This window comes from Limnohabitans sp. MMS-10A-192, assembly GCF_003063335.1.
Lineage (GTDB): Bacteria > Pseudomonadota > Gammaproteobacteria > Burkholderiales > Burkholderiaceae_C > Limnohabitans_A.
Genome location: NZ_NERX01000007.1, coordinates 130,838 through 151,891, shown reverse-complemented (window position 1 = coordinate 151,891; position 21,054 = coordinate 130,838). Strand labels below are relative to the sequence as shown.

The 21,054-nt window shown below is 61.2% G+C and carries 20 protein-coding genes; 14 read left to right on the top strand and 6 right to left on the bottom strand.

The genetic code is table 11. From position 1 onward, the window contains the following. The first annotated feature begins 2 nt into the window (after nt 1-2). The 4 genes from B9Z43_RS14400 (at nt 3) to B9Z43_RS14385 (ending at nt 2,790) form a co-directional block, all read left to right on the top strand. Complete coding sequence (locus B9Z43_RS14400; protein WP_108326636.1) at nt 3-575, top strand: HPF/RaiA family ribosome-associated protein; 573 nt, start codon at nt 3-5, stop codon at nt 573-575. Between the two features lie 88 nt (nt 576-663). Further along, nucleotides 664-1,284 carry a LemA family protein gene (locus B9Z43_RS14395; RefSeq protein ID WP_233250091.1) on the top strand — a complete coding sequence of 207 codons (621 nt, stop codon included), beginning with the start codon at nt 664-666 and terminating at the stop codon, nt 1,282-1,284. Between the two features lie 2 nt (nt 1,285-1,286). Further along, nucleotides 1,287-2,102 carry a YgcG family protein gene (locus B9Z43_RS14390; RefSeq protein ID WP_108326634.1) on the top strand — a complete coding sequence of 272 codons (816 nt, stop codon included), beginning with the start codon at nt 1,287-1,289 and terminating at the stop codon, nt 2,100-2,102. A 49-nt stretch (nt 2,103-2,151) separates the two neighbouring features. Then, nucleotides 2,152-2,790 carry a phosphoribosyltransferase gene (locus B9Z43_RS14385; RefSeq protein ID WP_108326633.1) on the top strand — a complete coding sequence of 213 codons (639 nt, stop codon included), beginning with the start codon at nt 2,152-2,154 and terminating at the stop codon, nt 2,788-2,790. Here B9Z43_RS14385 and B9Z43_RS14380 read toward each other — a convergent pair. Beyond that, on the bottom strand, nt 2,780-3,214 hold the full coding sequence (locus B9Z43_RS14380) for a host attachment protein (RefSeq protein WP_108326632.1): 435 nt from the start codon (nt 3,212-3,214) through the stop codon (nt 2,780-2,782). The two genes, B9Z43_RS14385 and B9Z43_RS14380, sit on opposite strands and share 11 nt — an antisense overlap. A gap of 164 nt (nt 3,215-3,378) precedes the next feature. Between B9Z43_RS14380 and B9Z43_RS14375 the strand changes: the two genes are divergently transcribed. The 3 genes from B9Z43_RS14375 (at nt 3,379) to B9Z43_RS14365 (ending at nt 5,264) form a co-directional block, all read left to right on the top strand. Continuing rightward, nucleotides 3,379-3,948 carry a DNA-3-methyladenine glycosylase I gene (locus B9Z43_RS14375; RefSeq protein WP_108326631.1) on the top strand — a complete coding sequence of 190 codons (570 nt, stop codon included), beginning with the start codon at nt 3,379-3,381 and terminating at the stop codon, nt 3,946-3,948. Nucleotides 3,949-4,176: 228 nt separating this feature from the next. Continuing rightward, the gene (locus B9Z43_RS17565; RefSeq protein WP_108326630.1) at nt 4,177-4,788 is read left to right on the top strand and encodes a DUF4377 domain-containing protein; all 612 of its coding nucleotides are present in this window, start codon (nt 4,177-4,179) and stop codon (nt 4,786-4,788) included. Then, complete coding sequence (locus B9Z43_RS14365) at nt 4,785-5,264, top strand: hypothetical protein (protein ID WP_108326629.1); 480 nt, start codon at nt 4,785-4,787, stop codon at nt 5,262-5,264. Before B9Z43_RS17565 ends, B9Z43_RS14365 begins: the two co-directional genes overlap by 4 nt. Nucleotides 5,265-5,386: 122 nt before the next feature. On the opposite strand, the gene B9Z43_RS14360 is transcribed toward B9Z43_RS14365, so the two are convergent. Beyond that, complete coding sequence (locus B9Z43_RS14360) at nt 5,387-7,597, bottom strand: OsmC domain/YcaO domain-containing protein (protein WP_108326628.1); 2,211 nt, start codon at nt 7,595-7,597, stop codon at nt 5,387-5,389. Between the two features lie 248 nt (nt 7,598-7,845). Here B9Z43_RS14360 and B9Z43_RS14355 point away from each other — a divergent pair, with 248 nt between their 5' ends. Continuing rightward, entirely contained in the window at nt 7,846-8,142 is a 297-nt protein-coding gene (locus B9Z43_RS14355) for a type II toxin-antitoxin system RelE/ParE family toxin (RefSeq protein WP_108326627.1), read from the top strand. Nucleotides 8,143-8,148: 6 nt separating this feature from the next. Further along, on the top strand, nt 8,149-8,454 hold the full coding sequence (locus B9Z43_RS14350; RefSeq protein WP_199222318.1) for an addiction module antidote protein: 306 nt from the start codon (nt 8,149-8,151) through the stop codon (nt 8,452-8,454). Between the two features lie 70 nt (nt 8,455-8,524). On the opposite strand, the gene hrpA is transcribed toward B9Z43_RS14350, so the two are convergent. Continuing rightward, the gene (gene hrpA, locus B9Z43_RS14345) at nt 8,525-12,523 is read right to left on the bottom strand and encodes an ATP-dependent RNA helicase HrpA (protein WP_108326702.1); all 3,999 of its coding nucleotides are present in this window, start codon (nt 12,521-12,523) and stop codon (nt 8,525-8,527) included. Nucleotides 12,524-12,614: 91 nt separating this feature from the next. On the opposite strand from hrpA, the gene argA reads away from it, so the two are divergent. After that, complete coding sequence (gene argA, locus B9Z43_RS14340; protein WP_108326625.1) at nt 12,615-13,961, top strand: amino-acid N-acetyltransferase; 1,347 nt, start codon at nt 12,615-12,617, stop codon at nt 13,959-13,961. 197 nt (nt 13,962-14,158) lie between these two features. On the opposite strand, the gene B9Z43_RS14335 is transcribed toward argA, so the two are convergent. Both B9Z43_RS14335 and B9Z43_RS14330 read right to left on the bottom strand, forming a co-directional pair. Further along, entirely contained in the window at nt 14,159-14,659 is a 501-nt protein-coding gene (locus tag B9Z43_RS14335; protein ID WP_108326624.1) for a disulfide bond formation protein B, read from the bottom strand. A 93-nt stretch (nt 14,660-14,752) separates the two neighbouring features. Then, complete coding sequence (locus B9Z43_RS14330) at nt 14,753-15,529, bottom strand: ferredoxin--NADP reductase (RefSeq protein WP_108326623.1); 777 nt, start codon at nt 15,527-15,529, stop codon at nt 14,753-14,755. 212 nt (nt 15,530-15,741) lie between these two features. On the opposite strand from B9Z43_RS14330, the gene B9Z43_RS14325 reads away from it, so the two are divergent. Together B9Z43_RS14325 and mnmC are read left to right on the top strand one after the other, a co-directional pair. After that, nucleotides 15,742-16,017, top strand: a complete 276-nt coding sequence (locus B9Z43_RS14325; RefSeq protein WP_108326622.1) for an oxidative damage protection protein — start codon at nt 15,742-15,744, stop codon at nt 16,015-16,017. A 31-nt stretch (nt 16,018-16,048) separates the two neighbouring features. Then, the gene (mnmC, locus tag B9Z43_RS14320; protein WP_233250093.1) at nt 16,049-17,221 is read left to right on the top strand and encodes an FAD-dependent 5-carboxymethylaminomethyl-2-thiouridine(34) oxidoreductase MnmC; all 1,173 of its coding nucleotides are present in this window, start codon (nt 16,049-16,051) and stop codon (nt 17,219-17,221) included. 314 nt (nt 17,222-17,535) lie between these two features. Here mnmC and B9Z43_RS14315 read toward each other — a convergent pair whose 3' ends face one another. After that, entirely contained in the window at nt 17,536-18,729 is a 1,194-nt protein-coding gene (locus tag B9Z43_RS14315; RefSeq protein ID WP_108326621.1) for an ABC transporter substrate-binding protein, read from the bottom strand. Nucleotides 18,730-18,923: 194 nt separating this feature from the next. Between B9Z43_RS14315 and B9Z43_RS14310 the strand changes: the two genes are divergently transcribed. Beyond that, nucleotides 18,924-20,162 carry an MFS transporter gene (locus tag B9Z43_RS14310; protein WP_108326620.1) on the top strand — a complete coding sequence of 413 codons (1,239 nt, stop codon included), beginning with the start codon at nt 18,924-18,926 and terminating at the stop codon, nt 20,160-20,162. Between the two features lie 82 nt (nt 20,163-20,244). Next, nucleotides 20,245-21,036 carry a sulfite exporter TauE/SafE family protein gene (locus tag B9Z43_RS14305; protein ID WP_108326619.1) on the top strand — a complete coding sequence of 264 codons (792 nt, stop codon included), beginning with the start codon at nt 20,245-20,247 and terminating at the stop codon, nt 21,034-21,036. The last annotated feature ends 18 nt before the right edge of the window (nt 21,037-21,054 follow it).

Genomic DNA, 21,054 nt, shown 5'->3' with positions numbered 1-21,054 from the left:
GCATGCACACCCCACCGATTCCTGTACAAATCACTTTTCTTCATCTGGACCCGTCCGAGGCGGTTGAAAGCCGCATCCGAGAGAAAGCCCAAAAACTGGGCAACGTAGCCTCAACCATCCAAAGCTGCAGCGTGACGCTGGAGCAGCGGCACCGCCACCACCAGGGCCCACAATTTCATGTGAGCATCAGCGTGAACCTGCCCGGACACACATTGGTGGCCAACCGTGAGCCCGAGGAAAACCCAGCCAACACCGATGTGTATGTGGCCTTGCGCGATGCCTTCAGCGCCATGCGCAGGCAGCTGCAAGCCCTGTCACAGCAACAGCAAGGCCTGGTCAAACACCACGCAGAAAAACCGCATGGCCACATCACCGAGATCTCGCCAGACAAGACCCATGGCCGCATCGAATCGGTGGATGGCCACTGGCTCTACTTCCATCGCAACAGCCTGATCGGGGCAGAACTCGATGCATTGACCGAAGGCACACCGGTGTACTTCGTCGAAGAGATGGGCGAAGAAGGCCCGCAAGCGAGCAGCGTTTACCCAGCGGGCAAACACCACATCACGCTGTGATGCACCCACCGTCAGCAGGCGCACAGAGCCCATCGCGGTACCGAATTAAGCTGACCAGACACCCTGCAACTTTCTATCAAGGCCTGTCATGAGCACCGCATTTCACCGATGGAGCGCCCTCTGCCTGATGGCGATCACCCTGAGCCTGTCTGCCTGTGGCTACAACCAGTTCCAAAGCGGCAACGAGCAAGTCAAGGCCAGCTGGTCCGAAGTCCTCAGCCAATACCAGCGCCGTGCCGACCTGATCCCCAACCTGGTCAATGTGGTCAAAGGCCAGGCCGACTTTGAGCAAAGCACCTTGCAAGCCGTCGTCCAGGCGCGGTCCAAAGCCACATCCATCCAGGCATCCCCTGAATTGGTGAACGACCCCCAGGCCTTCCAGAAATTCCAGCAAGCCCAAAAAGACCTGTCGGGCTCCTTGTCGCGTTTGCTGGTGGTCTCGGAAAACTACCCCGCCTTGCGGGCCAACCAGGGCTTCATGGACTTGCAGGCCCAGCTCGAAGGCACCGAAAACCGCATCGCCGTGGCCCGCAACCGTTACATCAAGGCTGTGCAGGACTACAACGTGACCGTGCATTCCTTTCCCTCCAACCTGACGGCCATGGCACTGGGTTACAAAGATAAACCCAACTTCACAGTGGAGAATGAAGCGGCCATCGCCCAACCACCTTCGGTCCATTTCGGGCCCCCAACGCCTGCGTCAAAGTGACCATGTGGCGGCGCGCACTCAGCCGGTTCATTTGGCTTGTCGCCTTGCTGAGCGGGGCGCTGTGCGCACAGGTGCCGGTGCCCCCATTGAGCGGCCATGTTGTCGACCAAACCCGCACACTCACAGCCGATCAAAAGCAAACGCTCGAACAAATCCTGAGTGAGCTGGAATCGCGCAAAGGCAGCCAGCTGGCGGTGCTGCTGGTGCCCAGCACGCAAGCCGAAACGATCGAGCAATACGCCCTGCGCGTGGCCGAGCGTTGGCAATTGGGTCGCAAAAAAGTCGACGACGGCGCGATTTTGCTGGTGGCCAAAAACGACCGCAGCGTGCGCATCGAGGTGGGCTACGGCCTGGAAGGCGCGCTGAACGACGCCACCAGCAAACGGATCATCGAAGAAGTCATCACGCCCCGCTTTCGGCAACAAGACTTCGCCGGAGGCCTGCAAGCCGGTGTGCAGCGCATGGTGCGGGTGATCGATGGCGAGCCCCTGCCCGCCCCCAGCATGGAGACCCCCACGGCGCCCTACATGGACATCACTTGGATCATCGTGGCCGGTGCTCTGCTCGGCTTTGTCTTGCGTGCCGTTCTGGGGCGCTTTCCTGGCGCGGTCATGACCGCCGCCATCGTCGGTGCTGTCACCTGGCTTTTGCTGGGCATCTTCTCCATGGCCCTGATGGCAGGTGGCATCACCTTGCTGACCACCTGGATCGGCCTGGCTGGCTTGCTGCGTGCCCGCTATGGCCGTGGTGGCCCGGGCGGCGGCTTCAAAGGCGGCGGTGGCGGTTTTGGCGGCGGCGGTGCATCGGGCAAATGGTGAGCAAGGTGGCGCTTTAACAAGATTTTTTAATGCGAAGAATGGATCGGTGATGTTCAAAAACCGTCTGGACGCTGCACGGCAATTGGCCAAAGCCTTGAAGGCCTACCAAGGTCAGCATCCCTTGGTCTTGGCCATTCCAAGAGGGGCGGTGCCCATGGCCTTGGTGCTTGCACGGCAACTGCATGGCCAGATGGATGTGGTGCTGGTGCACAAACTGCGTGCCCCCTGGATGCCGGAAGTGGCCATTGGGGCCGTCGACGAATATGGCGACACCTGTTTGACCGACCATGCCCAAGACCTGGGTGCCGACAGCCACTACATCCAAAAAGAAACCGCGATTCAGTTGCAAACACTGCAGCAAAGAAGGCGACAGTACACGGCGATACGCGCCCCCATCAGTCCGACCCACCGCACCGTGATTGTGGTGGACGATGGCTTGGCCACGGGGGCCACCATGGTTGCAGCGTTGAAAACCCTTCGACAAAAAAACCCCGCTCGGCTGGTGTGCGCCGTTCCTGTGGCCAGTGCCCAAGCGCTCGAATACGTCAAACCCTGGGCCGACGAGCTGGTGTGCCTGCTGGTGCCAGAGAACTTCCAGGGGGTCGGGCAGTTTTACGAAGATTTTCAGCCCGTCGAAGATGCAGCAGTGCTGCAGATGATGCGATCTGCAGCGCCACTCAAACCATGAAATCTTTGCGCCAACGCGCTTCGATGTCTTGCGCAGACAGTGACGTCAAATCCAGGGGATGCGTGGCCCGAATTGTCTTTTTCAAGGCGCCGTCCAAGTGCGCCATCAACTCGCCCAAAAAAGGATTGGAAGCAAAGATCTCCAGTTCTTGCCACTTGTCCATGACCATCGCCTGCTCCAAGTCCTTGGCCACGGCTTGGGCAAACACGGCGCGCTCGCGGTGCCGGGTGTCTGTGTGTGGCGCCAGGCCCGTGCGTCCAGCCATCGAATGCCCCGGCGGCGTACGCTCCAGATCACGGGCATGCATTTGGCCTTCGCCGTGCCACCAATCCTGAACCTCCACCCAAGGTTGCAACAAGCTGCGTCGTTCAAACAAACGCGCCAAGGACGAATTCGCCACCAAGATCGCATGACAGGGCACCATGGCATCCACCTCTCATAAAATGTGGATGGATTTTTCAGCGCCCGCCGCATGGGGTCAATTCACCGTCGGGTGTAGACATGGTGTCTAACGGCTTGGTGCCGCGTCACCGGCCCCCACATGGCGAACCAAGCCAAGTCCTCCACCCAGAAAGTCAAAGGTCCCCGATGCAACGCTGCCCCTGGTGCGAAGGCTTTGAGCTTTACCGCCACTACCACGACACCGAATGGGGCGTGCCCCTGCGCGATGACCGGGCCTTGTTCGAGCTGATCAACCTCGAAGGCGCACAGGCCGGACTGTCGTGGTCGACCGTCTTGAAAAAACGCGAGACCTACCGCCTCGCTTTTGACCAGTTTGACCCTGGAAAAATCGCCCGCTACGACGAGCACAAAGTCGCCCAGCTGCTGGCCGACCCAGGCATCGTGCGCAACCGACTGAAGGTGGCGGCCACCATTGGCAATGCCAAAGCCTATTTGGCCCTGCAAGCGAGCGGGCAAAGCTTCAGCGGCTTCGTGTGGCAATTCGTCGATGGTCAGCCCCTGCAGCACCAGCGCCGCAGCATGAGCGAGGTGCCCGCCCAAACACCGCAGTCCGACGCCATGAGCAAAGCCCTGCTCAAAGCTGGTTTCAAATTTGTGGGCTCCACCATTTGCTATGCCTTCATGCAAGCCTCAGGCATGGTCAACGACCACCTGGTCAGCTGCCACAGGCATGCACCTCTGAGCGCTGAGCGCTGAATCCCGAAGTCAAAATGCATGGGCCCTGCGCCATCGAAGCGCAGCAGGACGCAGCCTGATCTGATCGGCCTTGTTTCAGGCCCTTACAAAAAACTTCGGGCAAAACACGCGCAAACAGACGCCAGTCCACGGAATTGACAAATTCGTCACACCGCTTTTCGTAAACTGAACAGCTCTGCACACCGTACCCGTGCTGCGCAGCGCGTGGTGACAACATTTGAAAATTTCATGAAAAACCGCCATCTCCACAAAGCCGTCAGTGCCAGCTTGCTAGCCTTCATGGGCCTGTTCGCCAGCAGCACCTCCTTCGCGCAAATCTGCACCCGCGAATACGCCCCCGTGTGCGGCCAGGTTGCGGGCGAGCCCGCGCCCCGCACATTCCCCAACCGCTGCATGCTCGATGCGGCCAAAGCCACCTTTGTGTCGCAAGGAGAATGCATCACCATGTCCACGCCCAAGCCCGCGACGATGCCCATGCCCATGCCGATGCCCATGCCCGGCAGCGATGTGGACGCGCATGGCTGCAAAGGCTCTGCAGGCTTCCAATGGAACGAAGAGCTGAACCAATGCGTGCGCCCCTGGCTGAGCAGCGCCGTCACGCTGGAAGTGGCGCCCAAGCGCCGCAGCTGCACCGGCATGGTCGAGATGCAATGCCTCATGGTGCGAGAGCGTGAGCCCGGCCAAGCAGCCCCCCGATGGGAGCCCCTGTTTAGCAGCATCGCAGGCTTCACGCACGTGCCGGGCAAACACTACACCCTGCGCGTGCGCAAAGACAAAATTGAAAACCCGCCAGCCGATGCGCCCAGCATCACCTACACCTTGCTGAAGGTGGTGCGGTGACCTTGCGCATCCCCCCATGGCTGGCGCTGCTGGTCTGCACCATCGCCGGTTTTGTGGCGCTCTATTTGGGCTGGGGCCGGGCCTTTGTGGCCAATGACCGCTGCCTGGACGATGGCGGGCGCTACGAAGAACGCTGGGACACCTGCAACAAGTCCACCCAGACTTCACCCCGAACCACGTACAACGGCCCCACCTACATCGGCGAGCTGGATGGCCAAGACATCGAGCTGCAACTGCGCGACGACCTCCTGGGCTACCGGATGCTGGCCGACGGCCAACGCGTGATCGGCGACCTGAATACCGAACGCGGCCACGACCGCGACCCCAATGCCACGGTCTATGTACTCAACCCCTTGTCGGAGCACGACCGGCGGGTCCGATTCGTGGTTTCCAAAAACGCAGGCGTAGAAGAACTGGTGCTCCTCGGGCCCGATGGGGAACTTGAAACCACTCACTTGAAGAGTGTGAACAACTGATGGCGAATACGATATCGCAAGCTTGAAACGCGCCACCGCCAACACCAAAGCACCTGCGGGTGCTTTTTTCATGGGCAGGCATCGGCAGCCGCCCATGACCGGCAGCTGCCCGCTTGTCAGGTTTAAACCAAGGCCCGCTTCGCCGCCACACTGGCCCGAGCTGCGTGCAGTTTTTTGTAGCTGTCGAGCAAGCGCTGGTGCCGGTCCAGGGTTTCAAGCTGGAGGCTGGTGGGCGTGAGGCCATGAAAGCGCACGCTGCCGTCCACCGAGCCAATGGCCGCATCCATGCGCTCATCGCCGAACATGCGCCTGAAGTTCACCACGTAGTTTTCCAGGGCCAAGTCATCGTCCAGCGTCACCTCCAGCACCACGTTCAAGGCTTGGTAAAACAAGCGGCGCTCCACCGTGTTGTCGTTGTACTGCAAGAAAGCACCCACCAGTTCGTGGGCCTCTTCCAGCTGCTGCAAAGCCAGATGGATCAAGAGCTTGAGCTCCATCACCGTCAGCTGGCCCCACACCGTGTTGTCGTCGAACTCGATGCCAATCAGCGTGGCGATGTCGAGGTAATCGTCCAGCTCGTTGTTCTCCAACCGGTCCAACAAAGCCTCCAGCGCCTCGTCGTCCAGGCGGTGCAGGTTCAGCACATCGGCGCGGAACAAAAGCGCTTTGTTGGTGTTGTCCCAGATCAGGTCGTCGACCGGGTACACCTCGGAATAACCCGGCACCAGGATTCGACAGGCGGTGGCACCGAGTTGGTCGTGCACCGCCACATAAGCTTCTTTGCCCATGGCCTGCAAAATGCCGAACAGTGTGGCGGCCTCTTGCGCGGTGGCGTCCTCGCCCTCCCCGGCAAAGTCCCACGCCACAAATTCGTAGTCCGATTGCGCGCTGAAAAACCGCCACGAAACGATGCCACTGGAGTCGATGAAGTGCTCCACAAAGTTGTTGGGCTCGGTCACCGCGTTGCTGATGAAGGTGGGCGCGGGCAGGTCGTTGAGGCCCTCAAAACTGCGGCCCTGCAGCAGCTCGGTCAGGCTGCGCTCCAGCGCCACCTCCATACGCGGGTGTGCGCCAAAGGACGCGAACACACCGCCCGTGCGCGGGTTCATCAGGGTCACGCACATCACCGGGTAGACCCCGCCGAGCGACGCGTCTTTGACCAAGACCGGGAATCCCTGCGCTTCCAAAGCCTCGATGCCCGCCACGATGCCGGGGTACTTGGCCAGCACGGCTGGCGGCACGTCGGGCAAAGCCATTTCGCCTTCCAGAATCTCGCGCTTGACGGCGCGCTCAAAAATTTCTGACAGGCACTGCACCTGCGCTTCCACCAGGGTGTTGCCCGCGCTCATGCCGTTGCTCACGAACAGGTTTTCCACCAAGTTGGACGGAAAGTACACCACCTCACCGTCGGACTGGCGCACATAAGGCAGCGCACAAATGCCGCGCTCGGTGTTGCCCGAGTTGGTGTCGAACAGGTGCGAGGCCTTGAGCTCGCCATCAGGGTTGTAGATGGGCAGGCAGTGCGCGTCCAACAAGCCTTTGGGCAGCGCGTCGCGCTTGCCGGGCTGGAACCAGCGCTCTTTCGGGTCGTGCACAAAGTCGGCCTGCGCGATGTCTTCGCCAAAAAACACACCCGCGTAAAAGTGGTTGTTGTTCAGGCGCTCGATGTATTCACCCAGCGCCGAGGCCAAGGCGCTCTCTTTGGTCGAGCCCTTGCCGTTGGTGAAGCACATGGGCGAATGCGCGTCGCGGATGTGCAGCGACCACACGTTGGGCACCAGGTTGCGCCAGGACGCGATTTCGATCTTGATGCCCAAATCGGCCAAGACCCGCGTCATGTTGGCGATGGTCTGCTCCAGCGGCAAGTCCTTGCCCGTAATAAAGGTCTGCGCTTGCGCATCGGGGTTGAGGGTGAGCAAGGCCTGCGCATCGGCGTCGAGGTTGTCCACCGCTTCAACGATGAAGGTAGGGCCCGCTTGGATCGCCTTTTTGACCGTGCAACGGTCAATCGACCGCAAAATGCCCACGCGGTCCTTGTCGGACATGTCGGCCGGCAACTCCACCTGAATCTTGATGGTCTGCAGGTAGCGGTTGTCGGGGTCCACGATGTTGTTTTGCGACAGACGGATGTGCTCAGTAGAGATGCCGCGCGTCTCGCAATACAGCTTCACAAAATAAGCCGCACACAAAGCCGACGAGGCCAAAAAATAATCAAACGGCCCCGGCGCCGAGCCATCGCCCTTGTAACGAATGGGCTGATCGGCCAGCACGGTGAAGTCGTCAAACTTGGCCTCCAGGCGCAGTTTGTCGAGAAAATTGACTTTGATTTCCATGCTGTGGTTCCGGGCAATTGAGGCGTCCCAGCGGCTGACGTATCGATTGATTGGCGGCTGGGAAGGTGAACGAAGGTGCGTAGTTTGCCTGAGTGATGCATCACAGCGGTTTTTACTGAAATTGCACTCCACCAGAAAATAAGAATTTGTTACTTAATAATCCATTCTTATGGTCGATATGTGGCCAGTCTTGAGGCATTGCTGCCTCCAACACACTTACATAGTGTGAACAACTGATTACAATCACGATGTACACGATCAAACGCATGCCCGAGTTTGATGAGTGGCTGGCCAACCTCAGGGACGGCATGACACGCATCCGACTGACCCGACGGCTCGAAAAAGTCCAGCGCGGTTTGCTGGGCGATGTGGCCCCTGTGGGCGAAGGCGTCAGCGAAATGCGCGAGTTCTTTGGACCCGGCTGGCGCATGTATTACGTCGAGCGGGACGGCATGCTGATCTTGATGCTGGGCGGTGGCGACAAGTCCACGCAGTCAGACGACATCGCCCGTGCCATTGCATTGAGCCGAACCATCACGGAGTGATTGAGCATGACCCGAAAAATCAAAGCCGCCGACCTGCCCGACTTCGACATGGCCGAATACCTCAAGACCGATGAGGACGTGGCCAACTACCTGACGTTGGTGCTGGAAGAAAACGACCCCACCGAGCTGACCCACGCGCTGGGCACCATCGCCCGCGCACGCGGCATGACCGAAGTGGCCCGTGCCTCAGGGCTGACCCGCGAAGCGCTCTACAAAGCCCTGCGCCCTACTTCGCACCCGCGCTTTGACACGATTGCCCGCGTCTGCACAGCGCTGGGGGTGAAACTGGTGGCGCAACCCGTGCAGGCTTGAGTCGCCACACAGCCAACACCAGGGCACCGTCGGGTGCTTTTTCATTGACGGACGTCACCACAAACTCCCTTCAATGATTCAACTGCCCCCAAGCCTTCTCCAGCCGCTTGATGCTCACCGGCTGCGGGGTGCGCAGTTCTTGTGCGAAGAAGCTCACGCGCAGCTCTTCCAGTAGCCAGCGGAACTCCAGCATGCGGGCATCTTGGGCGCCTTTGCGTTCGGCCACCAGACGCCAATAGCGTTGCTCTTGGGGTTTCAGCTCCGTCAGGCGCTGGGCGTCGCGGGCGGGGTCGGCGCGGTATTTTTCCAGGCGCAGGGTGATGGCCTTGAGGTAGCGGGCGCAGTGCTGCAGCTGCGGCCACGGCGTGGTGGCCATGAAGTTTTTGGGCATCAGGCGTTGCAGTTGCTGCGTGCAGTCTGCCGTCGCGTCGGGGGCATTTTTGGTGTCTTTGATCTTGCGGGTGGCTGCGCCAAACTCCAGCAAGATGGTGCCCGCCAAGCGGGCCACTTCGTTGGCAATCAGGGTGAGGCGACCCCGGCCTTCTTCGATGCGGCGCTTGAAGGTTTGTTCGTCATTGGGCAGCGGGTCGAGCAAAAAGGCGCGGTCCAGCGCCACGTCGATGATCTGGGTTTTCAGCTCATCCGCCGTGCCCAGTGGCATGTAGGCCACGGCCATTTTTTGCAGGTCGGGGATGTTTTTCTCAAGGTACTTGAGCGCGTCTTTGATCTGCAGCGCAAACAGGCGGCGCAGGCCCGCACGGTTTTTGGTGGCGGCCACGTCGGGCTCGTCAAATACCTCGATGGTGACGGCGTCTTGCACGTCCACTAGGGCGGGGAAGCCGATCAAGGTCTGGCCGCCTTTGCTGATTTCCATCAGCTCGGGGAGTTCGCCAAAGGTCCAGGTGGTGTAGCGCTGGGGGGCCAGGGGCTTGGGTGCGGCGGCGGGTTTGGCTGTTGCGGGTGCGCGTTGGCTGGATTGCCGCGCTTCGCTCGCAATGACGGGAAATGGGTCCGCGTTATTTTGAGGGCCATTCGCAGGTGACGGACTGGCCGCGACTTTCAGCTGCGCCAGCGCCTGAAACGCGCCACGCGCTTTGGCGCCCAGCTCGCCTTTGAGCGCACCCAGGTTGCGGCCCATGCCCAGTTGGCGACCGTGTTCGTCGACCACGCACAGGTTCATGAACAGGTGCGGGCTGAGCATCTCGTGTTTGAAGTCGGTGCGCTTGATGTCCAGGCTGGTTTCGTCGCGGGCTTTTTTGAGCAGCACGTCGGTCAGCGACCCGGCACCAAACACCTCGGGCACCGACAGCTCAGCGGCCAGGCGCGTGGCCGACTCGGGCAGCGGCACAAAGCGGCTGCGCGGGCGCTGCGGTAGGCTTTTGAGAAGGGCCTGAATTTTGTCTTTGAGCAAACCGGGCACCAGCCATTCGCAACGGTCTTCGCTCACCTGGTTCAGCACAAACAGCGGCACCGTCACGGTGACGCCATCGCGGGCGTCGCCGGGTTCGTGCAGGTAGGTCGCCTGGCAGTCGGTGCCGCCCAGGCGAATGTGTTTGGGGAAGGCCTGCGTGGTGATGCCTGCGGCTTCGTGGCGCATCAGCTCTTCGCGGGTCAGCAGCAAGAGGCGCGGCTGCTTGGCGCTTTCGGCCCGGTACCAGTTTTCCAGCAGGCGGCCGCTGCACACGTCGGCGGGCAGTTGCTGGTCATAAAAAGCGTAGATCAGCTCGTCGTCCACCAAAACGTCTTGGCGGCGCGACTTGTGTTCCAGCTCTTCGACCTTGGCGATCATCTTATGGTTGGCGGCCAGGAACGGCAGCTTGGTCTCCCACTGGTCACCCACCAGCGCTTCGCGGATGAAGATCTCGCGTGCGCCGTGCATGTCCACCCGGCTGTAGGGGGTGCGGCGGCCGCTGTAGACCACCAGGCCATAGAGCGTGGCCCGCTCCAACGCCACCACTTCGGCGGATTTCTTTTCCCAATGCGGGTCAAGCAGTTGTTTCTTGAGCAAATGCGCGCCAACCTGCTCCAACCACTGTGGCTCAATCGCGGCAATGCCCCGGCCAAACAGGCGCGTGGTTTCCACCAGCTCGGCCACTACGATCCAGCGGCCCGGCTTTTTGCTCAGGTGCGCGCCGGGGTGCTTGTGGAACTTGATGCCACGTGCGCCCAAATAGGCTTCTTCGTCTTCGAGCTTGTAGCCCACGTTGCCCAGCAGGCCGGCCAGCATGGACAGGTGCAGCTGCTCGTAGCTCGCAGGCTGTGTGTTGATGCGCCACTTGTGCTCAGCCACCACCGTGAGCAGCTGGGTGTGCGTGTCACGCCACTCGCGCACTCGGCGGATGTTGATGAAGTTCTGGCGCAGCAGTTGTTCGTATTGGCGGTTGCTGAGTTTGTGGGTGGACGGGTTGGTGCGGCCCCCGTCATCGCGAGGAGCGGAGCGACGCGGCGATCCAGCCTGAAGACCACTGGATTGCCGCGCTTCGCTCGCAATGACGGATACACGGGGATGGGGTTCGCCGCCACGTGCGTCGTGAATCCACTTCCACAGTTTCAGGTAGCCGGTGAATTCGCTCTTGTCATCGTCAAACTTGGCGTGTTGCTGGTCGGCCTGGGCCTGCGCGTCCATGGGGCGGTCGCGCACGTCTTGCACACTCATGGCGCTGGCGATCACCAGTACTTCGTCGAGCGCTTCGCGGCCACGGGCTTCCAAAATCATGCGGCCGACGCGGGGGTCCAGCGGCAAGCGGGCCAGCTCTTTGCCAATGGGGGTGAGCTCGTTGTCGTCGTCCACTGCGCCCAGCTCGGCCAGCAATTGGTAGCCGTCGGTGATGGCGCGTTTGGATGGCGCTTCGATGAACGGGAAGTCTTCCACCACACCCAGGTGCAGGCTCTTCATGCGCAAGATCACGCCTGCCAAAGACGAGCGCAAAATTTCCGGATCGGTGAAGCGCGGGCGGCCTGCAAAGTCTTTGTCGTCGTACAGGCGAATGCAAATGCCGTTGGCCACGCGACCGCAACGACCGGCACGCTGGTTGGCTGCCGCCTGACTGATCGGCTCGACCATCAGCTGCTCGACCTTGCTGCGCAGGCTGTAGCGCTTGACCCGCGCCGTGCCTGCGTCGATCACGTAGCGGATACCCGGCACCGTCAATGAGGTTTCGGCCACGTTGGTGGCCAGCACGATGCGGCGGCCATTGGACGCTTCAAAAATCCGGTCTTGCTCAGCCTGCGACAGGCGGGCAAACAGCGGCAACACTTCGGCGTTGCGCGTGAGCGGCTGATGCGCCAAGTGCTTGCGCAGGTGGTCGGCGGCTTCGCGGATCTCGCGCTCGCCGGGCAAAAAGATCAGGATGTCGCCCCCTGCCCCGCCTTGCCAAAGTTCGTCCACGCCGTCGGCCATGGCCTCGTTCAGGCCGTAGTCACGCGTCTCTTCAAACGGGCGGTAACGCTGCTCCACCGGGAAGGTGCGGCCCGAGACCATGATGACCGGCGCCGGTCCGTGGCGCGAGGCAAAGTGTTTGGCAAATCGGTCAGCGTCGATCGTGGCCGAAGTGACGACGATTTTCAGGTCGGGGCGGCGCGGCAAGATTTGGCGCAGGTAGCCCAGCAAGAAGTCGATGTTCAGGCTGCGTTCGTGCGCCTCGTCGATGATGATGGTGTCATACGCTTGCAGCAGCGGATCGGTCTGGGTTTCGGCCAGCAAGATGCCATCGGTCATGAGCTTGACGGAGGCGTTTTTGCTCAAACGGTCTTGAAACCGCACCTTAAAACCCACCACTTCACCCAGCGGCGTCTTCAATTCCTCGGCAATGCGCTTGGCCACCGAGCTGGCCGCAATGCGCCGGGGCTGGGTGTGGCCGATCATGCGGGCGCGTTCACCGGGCTTGGCGTTCAGCTTGCCGCGCCCCAGCGCCAGCGCAATCTTGGGCAGCTGCGTGGTTTTGCCCGAGCCGGTTTCGCCGCAGACGATGATGACTTGGTGCTGGTCCATGGCGGCCATGATTTCGTCACGGCGGGCAGAGACCGGCAGGCCTTCGGGGAAGTCGATTTGGAGGGGGGTGTCGGACAAGGCGGAAACTTCTGTGAAAATCAATGCAAGAACAGCGGGGGATTATCCCAGTCCCGCGCACCCTGCCACTTTTGCAGCCGATTGCCCGCCCATGCCCACAGTCTTCAATTTCACTTTCGTGCCCTGGTTCCGGTCGGTGGCGCCCTACATCCACATGCACCGAGGCAAGACCTTTGTGGTGGGCATCGCGGGCGAGGCCATTGCGGCAGGCAAACTGGGCCTGATTGCACAAGACTTGGCGCTGATCCAGAGCATGGGCGTCAAGGTGGTACTGGTGCACGGCTTTCGCCCCCAGGTCAACGAGCAACTGGCGGCCAAGGGCCACACCCCCAAGTATTCGCACGGCATGCGCATCACCGACAGCGTGGCACTCGACTGCGCCCAAGAGGCTGCGGGCCAATTGCGTTATGAGATCGAAGCGGCCTTCAGCCAGGGCTTGCCCAACACGCCCATGGCGGGCTCCACGGTGCGGGTGATTTCGGGCAACTTCATCACGGCGCGGCCGGTGGGCATTGTGGACGGGGTGGACTTTCAGCACTCGGGTCTGGTGCGCAAGGTGGACGTGGACGGCATCATGCGCACGCTGGACATGGGCGCGATGGTGCTGTTGTCGCCCTTTGGCTTCTCGCCCACGGGCGAGGCCTTCAACCTGACCATGGAAGAAGTCGCCACCAGCGTGGCGGCCGAACTGCAGGCCGACAAGCTGATTTTTGTGACCGAGATTCCGGGCATTCGCATCCACCCGAACGAGCCGGCCAGCGAGGACAACCCGATCGACACCGAGCTGCCACTGGCCGCGGCCAAGAAGCTGCTGGCCGAGTCGCCCAACCCCACGCAGCCGACCGACTTGGCGTTTTATCTGCAGCACTGCGTGAAGGCTTGCGAAGAAGGCGTGGAGCGCAGCCACATCTTGCCCTTTGCGGTGGACGGCGCATTGTTGTTGGAGGTGTATGTGCACGACGGCATCGGCACGATGATCGTGGACGAGAAGCTCGAAGAACTGCGGGAAGCGACTTCCGACGATGTGGGTGGCATCTTGCAACTGATCGAGCCGTTTGAGAAAGACGGCACGCTGGTCAAGCGCGACCGCACCGAGATCGAACGCGACATTGACCACTACACCATCATCGACCACGACGGCGTGATCTTTGCCTGCGCAGCGCTCTACCCCTACCCCGAAGCCAAAACCGCAGAGATGGCGGCGCTGACCGTGTCGCCCCAATCGCAGGGCCAGGGCGACGGCGAGAAGGTGCTCAAACGTGTGGAGCAACGCGCCCGCGCCATGGGCCTGAAAAGCATTTTTGTGCTGACCACGCGCACCATGCACTGGTTCATCAAACGCGGTTTTGTGCAGGTCGACCCCGACTGGCTGCCCGAAGCGCGCAAACGCAAATACAACTGGGACCGCAAGAGCTTGGTGCTGGTCAAGAAGCTGTGATGTGGGGCAGGCGTTGTGCCTGCTCAGACATGGATACCGGATCAAGTCCGGCATGACAGGCTATCGCCGATGTTATGACCGGTGCCGCCCATCCGGCCCCCTGTGATCGCGAGCGTAGCGTGGCGATCCAGTCTTTGCGGCCCCTGCACACGCTGGATTGCCGCGTCGCTGCGCTCCTCGCAATGACACCCGTTGAATCAGCGGCTGCGCCAAGCCTGCACAGCGATCAGCAAGCCCATCAACGCAAATCCGACAAAAGCCAGGAACGACCAGTTGGCGATCGAGCCGCCGAGGAAAGTCCAATCCACCTTGGTGCAATCACCGCTGCCCTTGAAGATCATGGGGATGGCGCGGTTGATCGGGAAGTTCTCGACCATGCCGTAAAAATCACGGCCGCAGGTGACGATCTCGGGCGGGTACCACTGCAGCCAGCTTTGGCGTGCAGCCACAAAAGCGCCAAAACCAGCCATGAGCGCCAACAGCACGCCGATCAACGACATCGCGCCTGGCTTGCGCAAGCGTGAGCCCAGCAGCGCGATGAGCGTCACCCCAATGAGCGCATAGCGCTGCACGATGCACATGGGGCATGGGTTCAGACCCACCACGTGTTGCAAGTACAAGCCAAACGCCAGCATGCCAATGCACAACAGCGCAATGAGCGCCATACAGCGGTTCAAGGTGATGGAAAACAGTTTCATGGGGCTTTGCAAATGGAAACGGGAGCATTGTGCTCCCGTTGTGCTGGGCTGGTCGTGACGCAAGTCACAAAGCCATGGACTGGGCCTGAAATATCAGGCGTCGGCAAATGCCCGTTCGATCACAAAGGCGCCAGGGGTGCTGGTGTTGCCTTCGGCCAGGCCATGCTCTTCGCAGATGCGCTTGAGGTCCTTGAGCATGCCTGGGGAGCCGCAGATCATGACGCGGTCGGTTTCGGGGTTGAGCTTGGGCATGCCCAAGTCCGCGAACAGTTTGCCGTTTTCGATCAGGTCGGTCACGCGGCCCTGATTTTTGTAGGGCTCGCGGGTCACGGTGGGGTAATACAGCAACTGGTTCGTCACCATCTCGCCCAAGAACTCGTTGGCGGGCAGCTCTTGGGTGATGTAGTCGTGGTAGGCCAGCTCATTGACCTGGCGCACGCCGTGCACCAGGATGACTTTTTCGAAACGCTCGTAGGTTTCGGGGTCACGGATGATGCTCATGAAGGGGGCCAAGCCCGTGCCGGTGGACATCAGGTACAGGTTTTTGCCAGGCAAGAGGTAGTCGCACAGCAAGGTGCCGGTGGGCTTGCGGCCCACAACGATGGTGTCGCCCACCTGGATGTGCTGCAGCTTGGAGGTCAGCGGGCCGTCGGGCACCTTGATGCTCAAAAATTCGAGGTGTTCTTCGTAGTTGGCGCTGGCAATCGAGTAAGCGCGCAGCAGCGGTTTACCGCTTTCCTGACGCAGGCCGATCATGGTGAAGTGGCCATTCGAAAAGCGCAGGGCCTGGTCACGCGTGGTGGTGAAGCTGAACAGTCGGTCGGTCCAGTGGTGAACGCTCAGAACGCGTTCTTCGAGAAATGCACTCATGAAATCTTTTGGGTTGGGGGCCAGGACAAGAGTCCCATGGCCACAAAGGGGAGCTGAAAGCTTGCTACAGTTGGGCCTTGAAAGACGGCGAGAAAAGCCGATCTGTCGCAAAACAGGCCGTATTTTCCCCCGAACCGCTTACAACTGGAAATACTGAAATTTTATATCCGTATAACCAGAGCTTCTTAAGATAGATCAAGGCAGCAATCACCATGGCACGTACCGTTCAATGCATCAAACTCGGCACCGAAGCAGAGGGCCTGGATTTTCCGCCCTACCCCGGCGATTTGGGCAAACGCATTTGGGAAAGCGTGAGCAAGCAAGCCTGGGCCGATTGGCTCAAGCACCAGACCATGCTGGTCAATGAAAACCGCCTGAACCTGGCCGATCTGCGCGCCCGCCAATACCTGGCCCGCCAAATGGAAAACCATTTCTTTGGCTCTGGCGCTGACGCGGCACAAGGCTACGTACCCCCAGCAGCCAACTGATTTGGCTTCGCCCAGCGCAAACCCTGACGCCTTGAGCCACCCGCCACAGACACGCCACGCGCTGGTCATGGGTGCGGGTCTGTCCGGCTCCGCCGTAGCGCACAGCTTGGCCGTGCGCGGATGGGCCGTCACGGTCATCGACCAGGCGGGCGGTGTTGGCGCTGGTGCATCGGGTTTGCCTGCAGGTTTGGCCGCACCCCATGTCTCGCCCGACGACAACGTGCTGTCTCGCATCACGCGTGCGGGGGTTAGCGCCACGCTGCAACGCGCCCAGGCGCTGCTGCAAAGCGGCAACGACTGGGCCCTGACGGGTGTTCTGGAACACAACCTGGCCGGCAAACGCAAACTGCCCACGGCCGATCCGGGCTCCCCAGACAATGCGCTGGATGGCAGCAGCCCAGCCAGTGCAGCACAAATTGCGGCTGCAGGACTTGCGCCCGACACACCGGCGCTCTGGCACGGGCAGGCCGGCTGGATCAGGCCCCGGCAACTGGTGGCGGCGCAGCTGCAAACACCTGGCGTGCAGGTGCTCTGGCAACACAAAGCGCAAACCATTGAACGGCGCGGCGATCTGTGGACCGTGACCGATGCCCAAGGCCAGACCCTCGGCCAAGCCTCCTTGTTGGTGGTGGCCAGTGCCTTTGACAGCCTGGCTTTGCTGCAGCCCCTGCCCGGTTTTGCCGTGCCGCTGAACCCCTTGCGTGGCCAAATCAGTTTTGGCCACATGCACGATTTGAACGAGGCCCAGCGGCAGCTGCTGCCACCGTTCCCGGTCAACGGCCACGGCAGCTTCATCAGCAACGTGCCCACCCCGGACGGTCAGCCCGGCTGGTACATCGGCTCTACCTTCGAGCGCAACTGCGAACAAGCCCCTGTGCGTGAGGAAGACCACGCGGCCAACCAACTGCGCCTGGCCACCTTGCTGCCCGACTTGGGTGAGGCCATGCAAGACCAGTTTGGACCTGAGCATGTGCAGGGCTGGGCCGGTTTGCGCTGCACCCTGCCCAACCGCCTGCCCGCTGTGGGCCCCATCGACAGCGAAAGGCTGCCCGGCCTGTGGCTGTGCGCGGGCATGGGTGCACGAGGCATCAGCTTGGCGGTGCTGTGTGGTGAACTCTTGGCGGCTTGGCTCGAAAACGAAGCCCTGCCGTTGGCACCTTCACTGGCCAAGCATCTGGCGGCGGAACGCTATAAGAAGCACTGAACGACTTGCGCCTTGCTGTGCTGACATGCCGGCCCGCTCCCGTTGGGAGCTCTATTCCTCATGCCTCCTCGCACTTGATGAGCGGCCCATGCCAAGCTGTCACCCCGCACTGGATGCGGGGTCCATGCCACCCCGTCACCCCGCACTCGATGCAGGGTCCATGCCACCCCGTCACCCCGCACTTGATGCGGGGTCCATGCCCGAGCAAAGATGGATCCCGGGTCAAGCCCGGGATGACTAACTTTGGAGGGATGACGAACTGGCCAGGGATGACGAACTGATCTAGGATGACGAATGAGCCCGGGATGAGGGCTTTACTTCATCGCCTCGGCCGGGCGGCGCGACCTCACATACGCGTCGGTCGGCTGGTAGCTTTTGCCGTCGGCGTAGCGCCACTGGACCATGGTGCCCTTGCCGCCGCGCTGGTCGAGCTTGCCGACGTAGGCGCCCATGGTGGATTGCTGGTCAATCGCGCGGAACTCGGCCGGGCCAAACGGGGTGCTGAACTTCAAACCGCGCATGGCGGTGACCAGTTTTTCGTTGTCGGTCGAGTTGGCTTTCTTGATGCCTGCAAAGATGGCCTGCATGGTGGCGTAACCCACCACCGAGCCGACCTTGGGGTTCTCGTTGAACTTCTTGTAGTAGTTGGCCGCAAAGCTGGCGTGTTCTTTGTTGTCCAGCTGGTCCCAGGGGTAGCCGGTCACGATCCAGCCCTTGGGCGTTTCGTCTTTCAGCACTTCCAGGTATTCAGGCTCGCCCGACAGCAGCGACACCACGGGTGTCTTGGGGAACACATTGCGCTGGTTGCCTTCGCGCACCAGCTTGGCCAGGTCCGCGCCAAAGGTCACGTTGAAAATCGCGTCGGGCTTGCTGGCCATGGTGGCCGTCAGCGTGCTGCCCGCGTCGATCTTGCCTTGGGCGGGCCACTGCTCGCTGACAAACTCCACATCGGGGCGCTTGGCCTTGAGCAGCTCCTTGAAGCTGGCCACGGCACTTTGGCCATATTCGTAATTGGGCGCGATCGTGGCCCAGCGCTTAGCGGGCAGCTTGGCCGCTTCTTCGACCAGCATGGCCGCTTGCATGTAGGTGCTGGGGCGCAGGCGGAAGGTGTAGCGGTTGCCCTTGTCCCAGACGATGGCATCCGTGAGCGGCTCGCTGGCCACAAACAGGCGCTTGTTCTTGTGCGCGTGGTCGGCCAGGGCCAAGCCCACGTTGGACAAAAAGCCGCCGGCCAGCACGTCCACTTTTTCTTTGGAGCTCAGCTCGATGGCGTGGCGCAGGGCTTCTTCGGGCTTGCCCGCGTCGTCTCGGGCGATGACCTCGACCTTGCGGCCCAGCAGCCCGCCTTGGGCATTGATTTCTTCAACAGCCAGTTGCCAGCCTTGCTTGTAGGGCTGGGTGAACTGGGGGATGGCGGAATAGCTGTTGATTTCGCCAATTTTGATGGGGGTCTGGGCAAAGGCTGTGGAGGAGACGAGCACCAAGCCTGCGGTCATAAAGCGGTTCATAAGGGCCTAGGGGTTAGCGTTAAAAAACGTGACTTTACCAGCCGACTTCAACCCTGTCGCACCAGTGACATTCAACAAGATCGCGCGCATGTCGGATGAAACCCCTGATTGCACCCGGCCCCCGTGGCCTGCGCTTGACGAGGCGGTGTCGCCAACAGGCAGGCCATGTTGTGTAGTTTGCAAATAATGCGCAGATGAAACAAACCGACCTGTCCCGATTCCATGTGGCCTTGATCCTCGGCGGCGCTGCCGTGATGCTGAGTTTGGCCATGGGCATGCGCCAAAGCTTTGGCTTGCTGCAGCCCCACATGATCCGCGACATCGGGATCACGGCGGCCGATTTCTCGCTGGCCATTGCCATCCAGAACATCGTTTGGGGCGCCACGCAGCCCTTCATGGGCATCCTGGCCGACCGGCATGGGGCGCGCCCCGTGGCCTTGCTGGGGGTGACGATTTATGCCTTGGGGCTGGCCTTTGCCCTCACGGCGTCATCCGCTTGGGGCGTGACGCTGGGCATGGGCCTGTGTGTGGGCTTGGCGCTGTCGTGCACCGCATCCAACATCGCCATGAGCGTGACGGCCAAAGCCGTCTCGCCCCTGAAGCGCAGCATGGCCATGGGCTCGGTGTCTGCCTTGGGCTCTTTGGGGCTGACCTTGGCCTCGCCCATGGCGCAACACCTGATCAGCACAGCGGGCTGGCAAACCGCCGTGATCGGCTTTTTGGGCTTGGCCGCGGTCATGGTGCCAGCGGCCTTCATGGCCGGGCGTGCGGACCAGATTGAAGTGCCAGCCCCATTGGGCGTACAACAAACCGTGACCGAAGCCATTCGTGAAGCCTTGGGCCATCGCGGTTACCTGGTGTTGGCCATTGCCTTCTTTGTGTGCGGCTTGCAATTGGTCTTCATCACCACCCATTTGCCCACTTACCTGGACATCTGCGGCATGGACCCCAGCGTGGGCAGCACAGCCTTGGCGCTGGTGGGCTTGTTCAACGTGATGGGCTCGTACCTGTTCGGCTGGTTGGGCGGCAAGTATTCCAAACGCCTGCTGTTGGGCGGCATTTATGTGCTGCGCTCGGTCATCATCGCGGTGTATTTTCTGACGCCACCCACCCCCACCAGCACTTTGATCTTTGCCGCCGCCATGGGCACGCTGTGGTTGGGCGTGGTCCCCTTGGTCTCGGGTCTGGTGATCCATTTGTTTGGCCTTCGCTACATGGCCACTTTGTCGGGCGTGGCGTTTTTCAGCCACCAGGTGGGCTCCTTCATCGGCGCCTGGGGCGGTGGTTTGATTTACAACCGCCTGGGCAATTACGACCTGGCCTGGCAAGGCGCCGTGGCCATTGGCTTGTCGGCGGGCCTGTTTCAAATGACCATGAATGTGAAGCCTTCTGCCCGAATCCTGGCGGAACGGTCAGCCGCCGTGGGCGCTTGAACACGTTCTTATATCGATTTGACATATATCTACAACCAATAAATCGTTTGTTTTGGCATAAAGGACGTTTACAGTCCTGCCCATGGTTGATTTCGCTTATGTCTTTGCAGGTTTCTTCGTCGGCACCATCGTGGGTCTGACGGGCGTCGGTGGCGGCTCCTTGATGACGCCGCTGTTGATCTTTTTCTTCGGCGTGAAGCCCTACATGGCGGTCGGCACCGATTTGCTGTTTGCGGCCTTCACCAAGCTGGGCGGCACCGTCTCGTTTGCCCGCCAGCGCATCGTGCCTTGGCGTGTGGTGGGCTTGCTCAGCGCGGGCAGCATCCCGGCGTGTCTGGTGACTTTGGGCTTTTTGCACTGGGTGGGCCCAGCCTCTGCAGCGGTTCAGTCGCTGATGACCACGACCTTGGGCATCGCCTTGTTGTTGACGGCGGCAGCCATGCTTTACAAGGCGGTGCGTGGCAAACAAGTGCCCCGCCATCTGGCCGCAGCCGATGAGGCCCGTGCCAGCACACCCCGCCACTGGAGCCTGCCGGTGCTGTTTGGTGCGCTGATCGGCACCTTGGTCACCCTCACATCGGTTGGCGCGGGCGCGATTGGCGTCACCGTGCTGCTCTTGCTCTACCCCATGCTGCCCCTGCCCCGCATCGTGGCGGCCGACATCGCTTACGCCGTGCCCTTGACCCTGGTGGCAGGGCTGGGCCATGCATCCCTGGGCTCGGTGGACTGGCCATTGCTGGCCAAGCTGCTGGCGGGCTCGATTCCCGGCATCTGGCTGGGCTCGCGCCTGACGCACCACACGCCCGACCGCGTGATCCGCTCGCTGCTGTCCGTGCTGCTGGCATGGGCGGGCACCAAGTTGGTCTTGATCTGATTTTTTTGCATTGCCCTT

Coding starts and splice junctions, on each gene's coding strand:
- B9Z43_RS14400 (WP_108326636.1), top strand. CDS start 3: ATGCACACCCCACCGATTCCTGTACAAATCACTTTTCTTCATCTGGAC.
- B9Z43_RS14395 (WP_233250091.1), top strand. CDS start 664: ATGAGCACCGCATTTCACCGATGGAGCGCCCTCTGCCTGATGGCGATC.
- B9Z43_RS14390 (WP_108326634.1), top strand. CDS start 1,287: ATGTGGCGGCGCGCACTCAGCCGGTTCATTTGGCTTGTCGCCTTGCTG.
- B9Z43_RS14385 (WP_108326633.1), top strand. CDS start 2,152: ATGTTCAAAAACCGTCTGGACGCTGCACGGCAATTGGCCAAAGCCTTG.
- B9Z43_RS14380 (WP_108326632.1), bottom strand. CDS start 3,214: ATGGTGCCCTGTCATGCGATCTTGGTGGCGAATTCGTCCTTGGCGCGT.
- B9Z43_RS14375 (WP_108326631.1), top strand. CDS start 3,379: ATGCAACGCTGCCCCTGGTGCGAAGGCTTTGAGCTTTACCGCCACTAC.
- B9Z43_RS17565 (WP_108326630.1), top strand. CDS start 4,177: ATGAAAAACCGCCATCTCCACAAAGCCGTCAGTGCCAGCTTGCTAGCC.
- B9Z43_RS14360 (WP_108326628.1), bottom strand. CDS start 7,597: ATGGAAATCAAAGTCAATTTTCTCGACAAACTGCGCCTGGAGGCCAAG.
- B9Z43_RS14355 (WP_108326627.1), top strand. CDS start 7,846: ATGTACACGATCAAACGCATGCCCGAGTTTGATGAGTGGCTGGCCAAC.
- B9Z43_RS14350 (WP_199222318.1), top strand. CDS start 8,149: ATGACCCGAAAAATCAAAGCCGCCGACCTGCCCGACTTCGACATGGCC.
- argA (WP_108326625.1), top strand. CDS start 12,615: ATGCCCACAGTCTTCAATTTCACTTTCGTGCCCTGGTTCCGGTCGGTG.
- B9Z43_RS14335 (WP_108326624.1), bottom strand. CDS start 14,659: ATGAAACTGTTTTCCATCACCTTGAACCGCTGTATGGCGCTCATTGCG.
- B9Z43_RS14330 (WP_108326623.1), bottom strand. CDS start 15,529: ATGAGTGCATTTCTCGAAGAACGCGTTCTGAGCGTTCACCACTGGACC.
- B9Z43_RS14325 (WP_108326622.1), top strand. CDS start 15,742: ATGGCACGTACCGTTCAATGCATCAAACTCGGCACCGAAGCAGAGGGC.
- B9Z43_RS14315 (WP_108326621.1), bottom strand. CDS start 18,729: ATGAACCGCTTTATGACCGCAGGCTTGGTGCTCGTCTCCTCCACAGCC.
- B9Z43_RS14310 (WP_108326620.1), top strand. CDS start 18,924: ATGAAACAAACCGACCTGTCCCGATTCCATGTGGCCTTGATCCTCGGC.
- B9Z43_RS14305 (WP_108326619.1), top strand. CDS start 20,245: ATGGTTGATTTCGCTTATGTCTTTGCAGGTTTCTTCGTCGGCACCATC.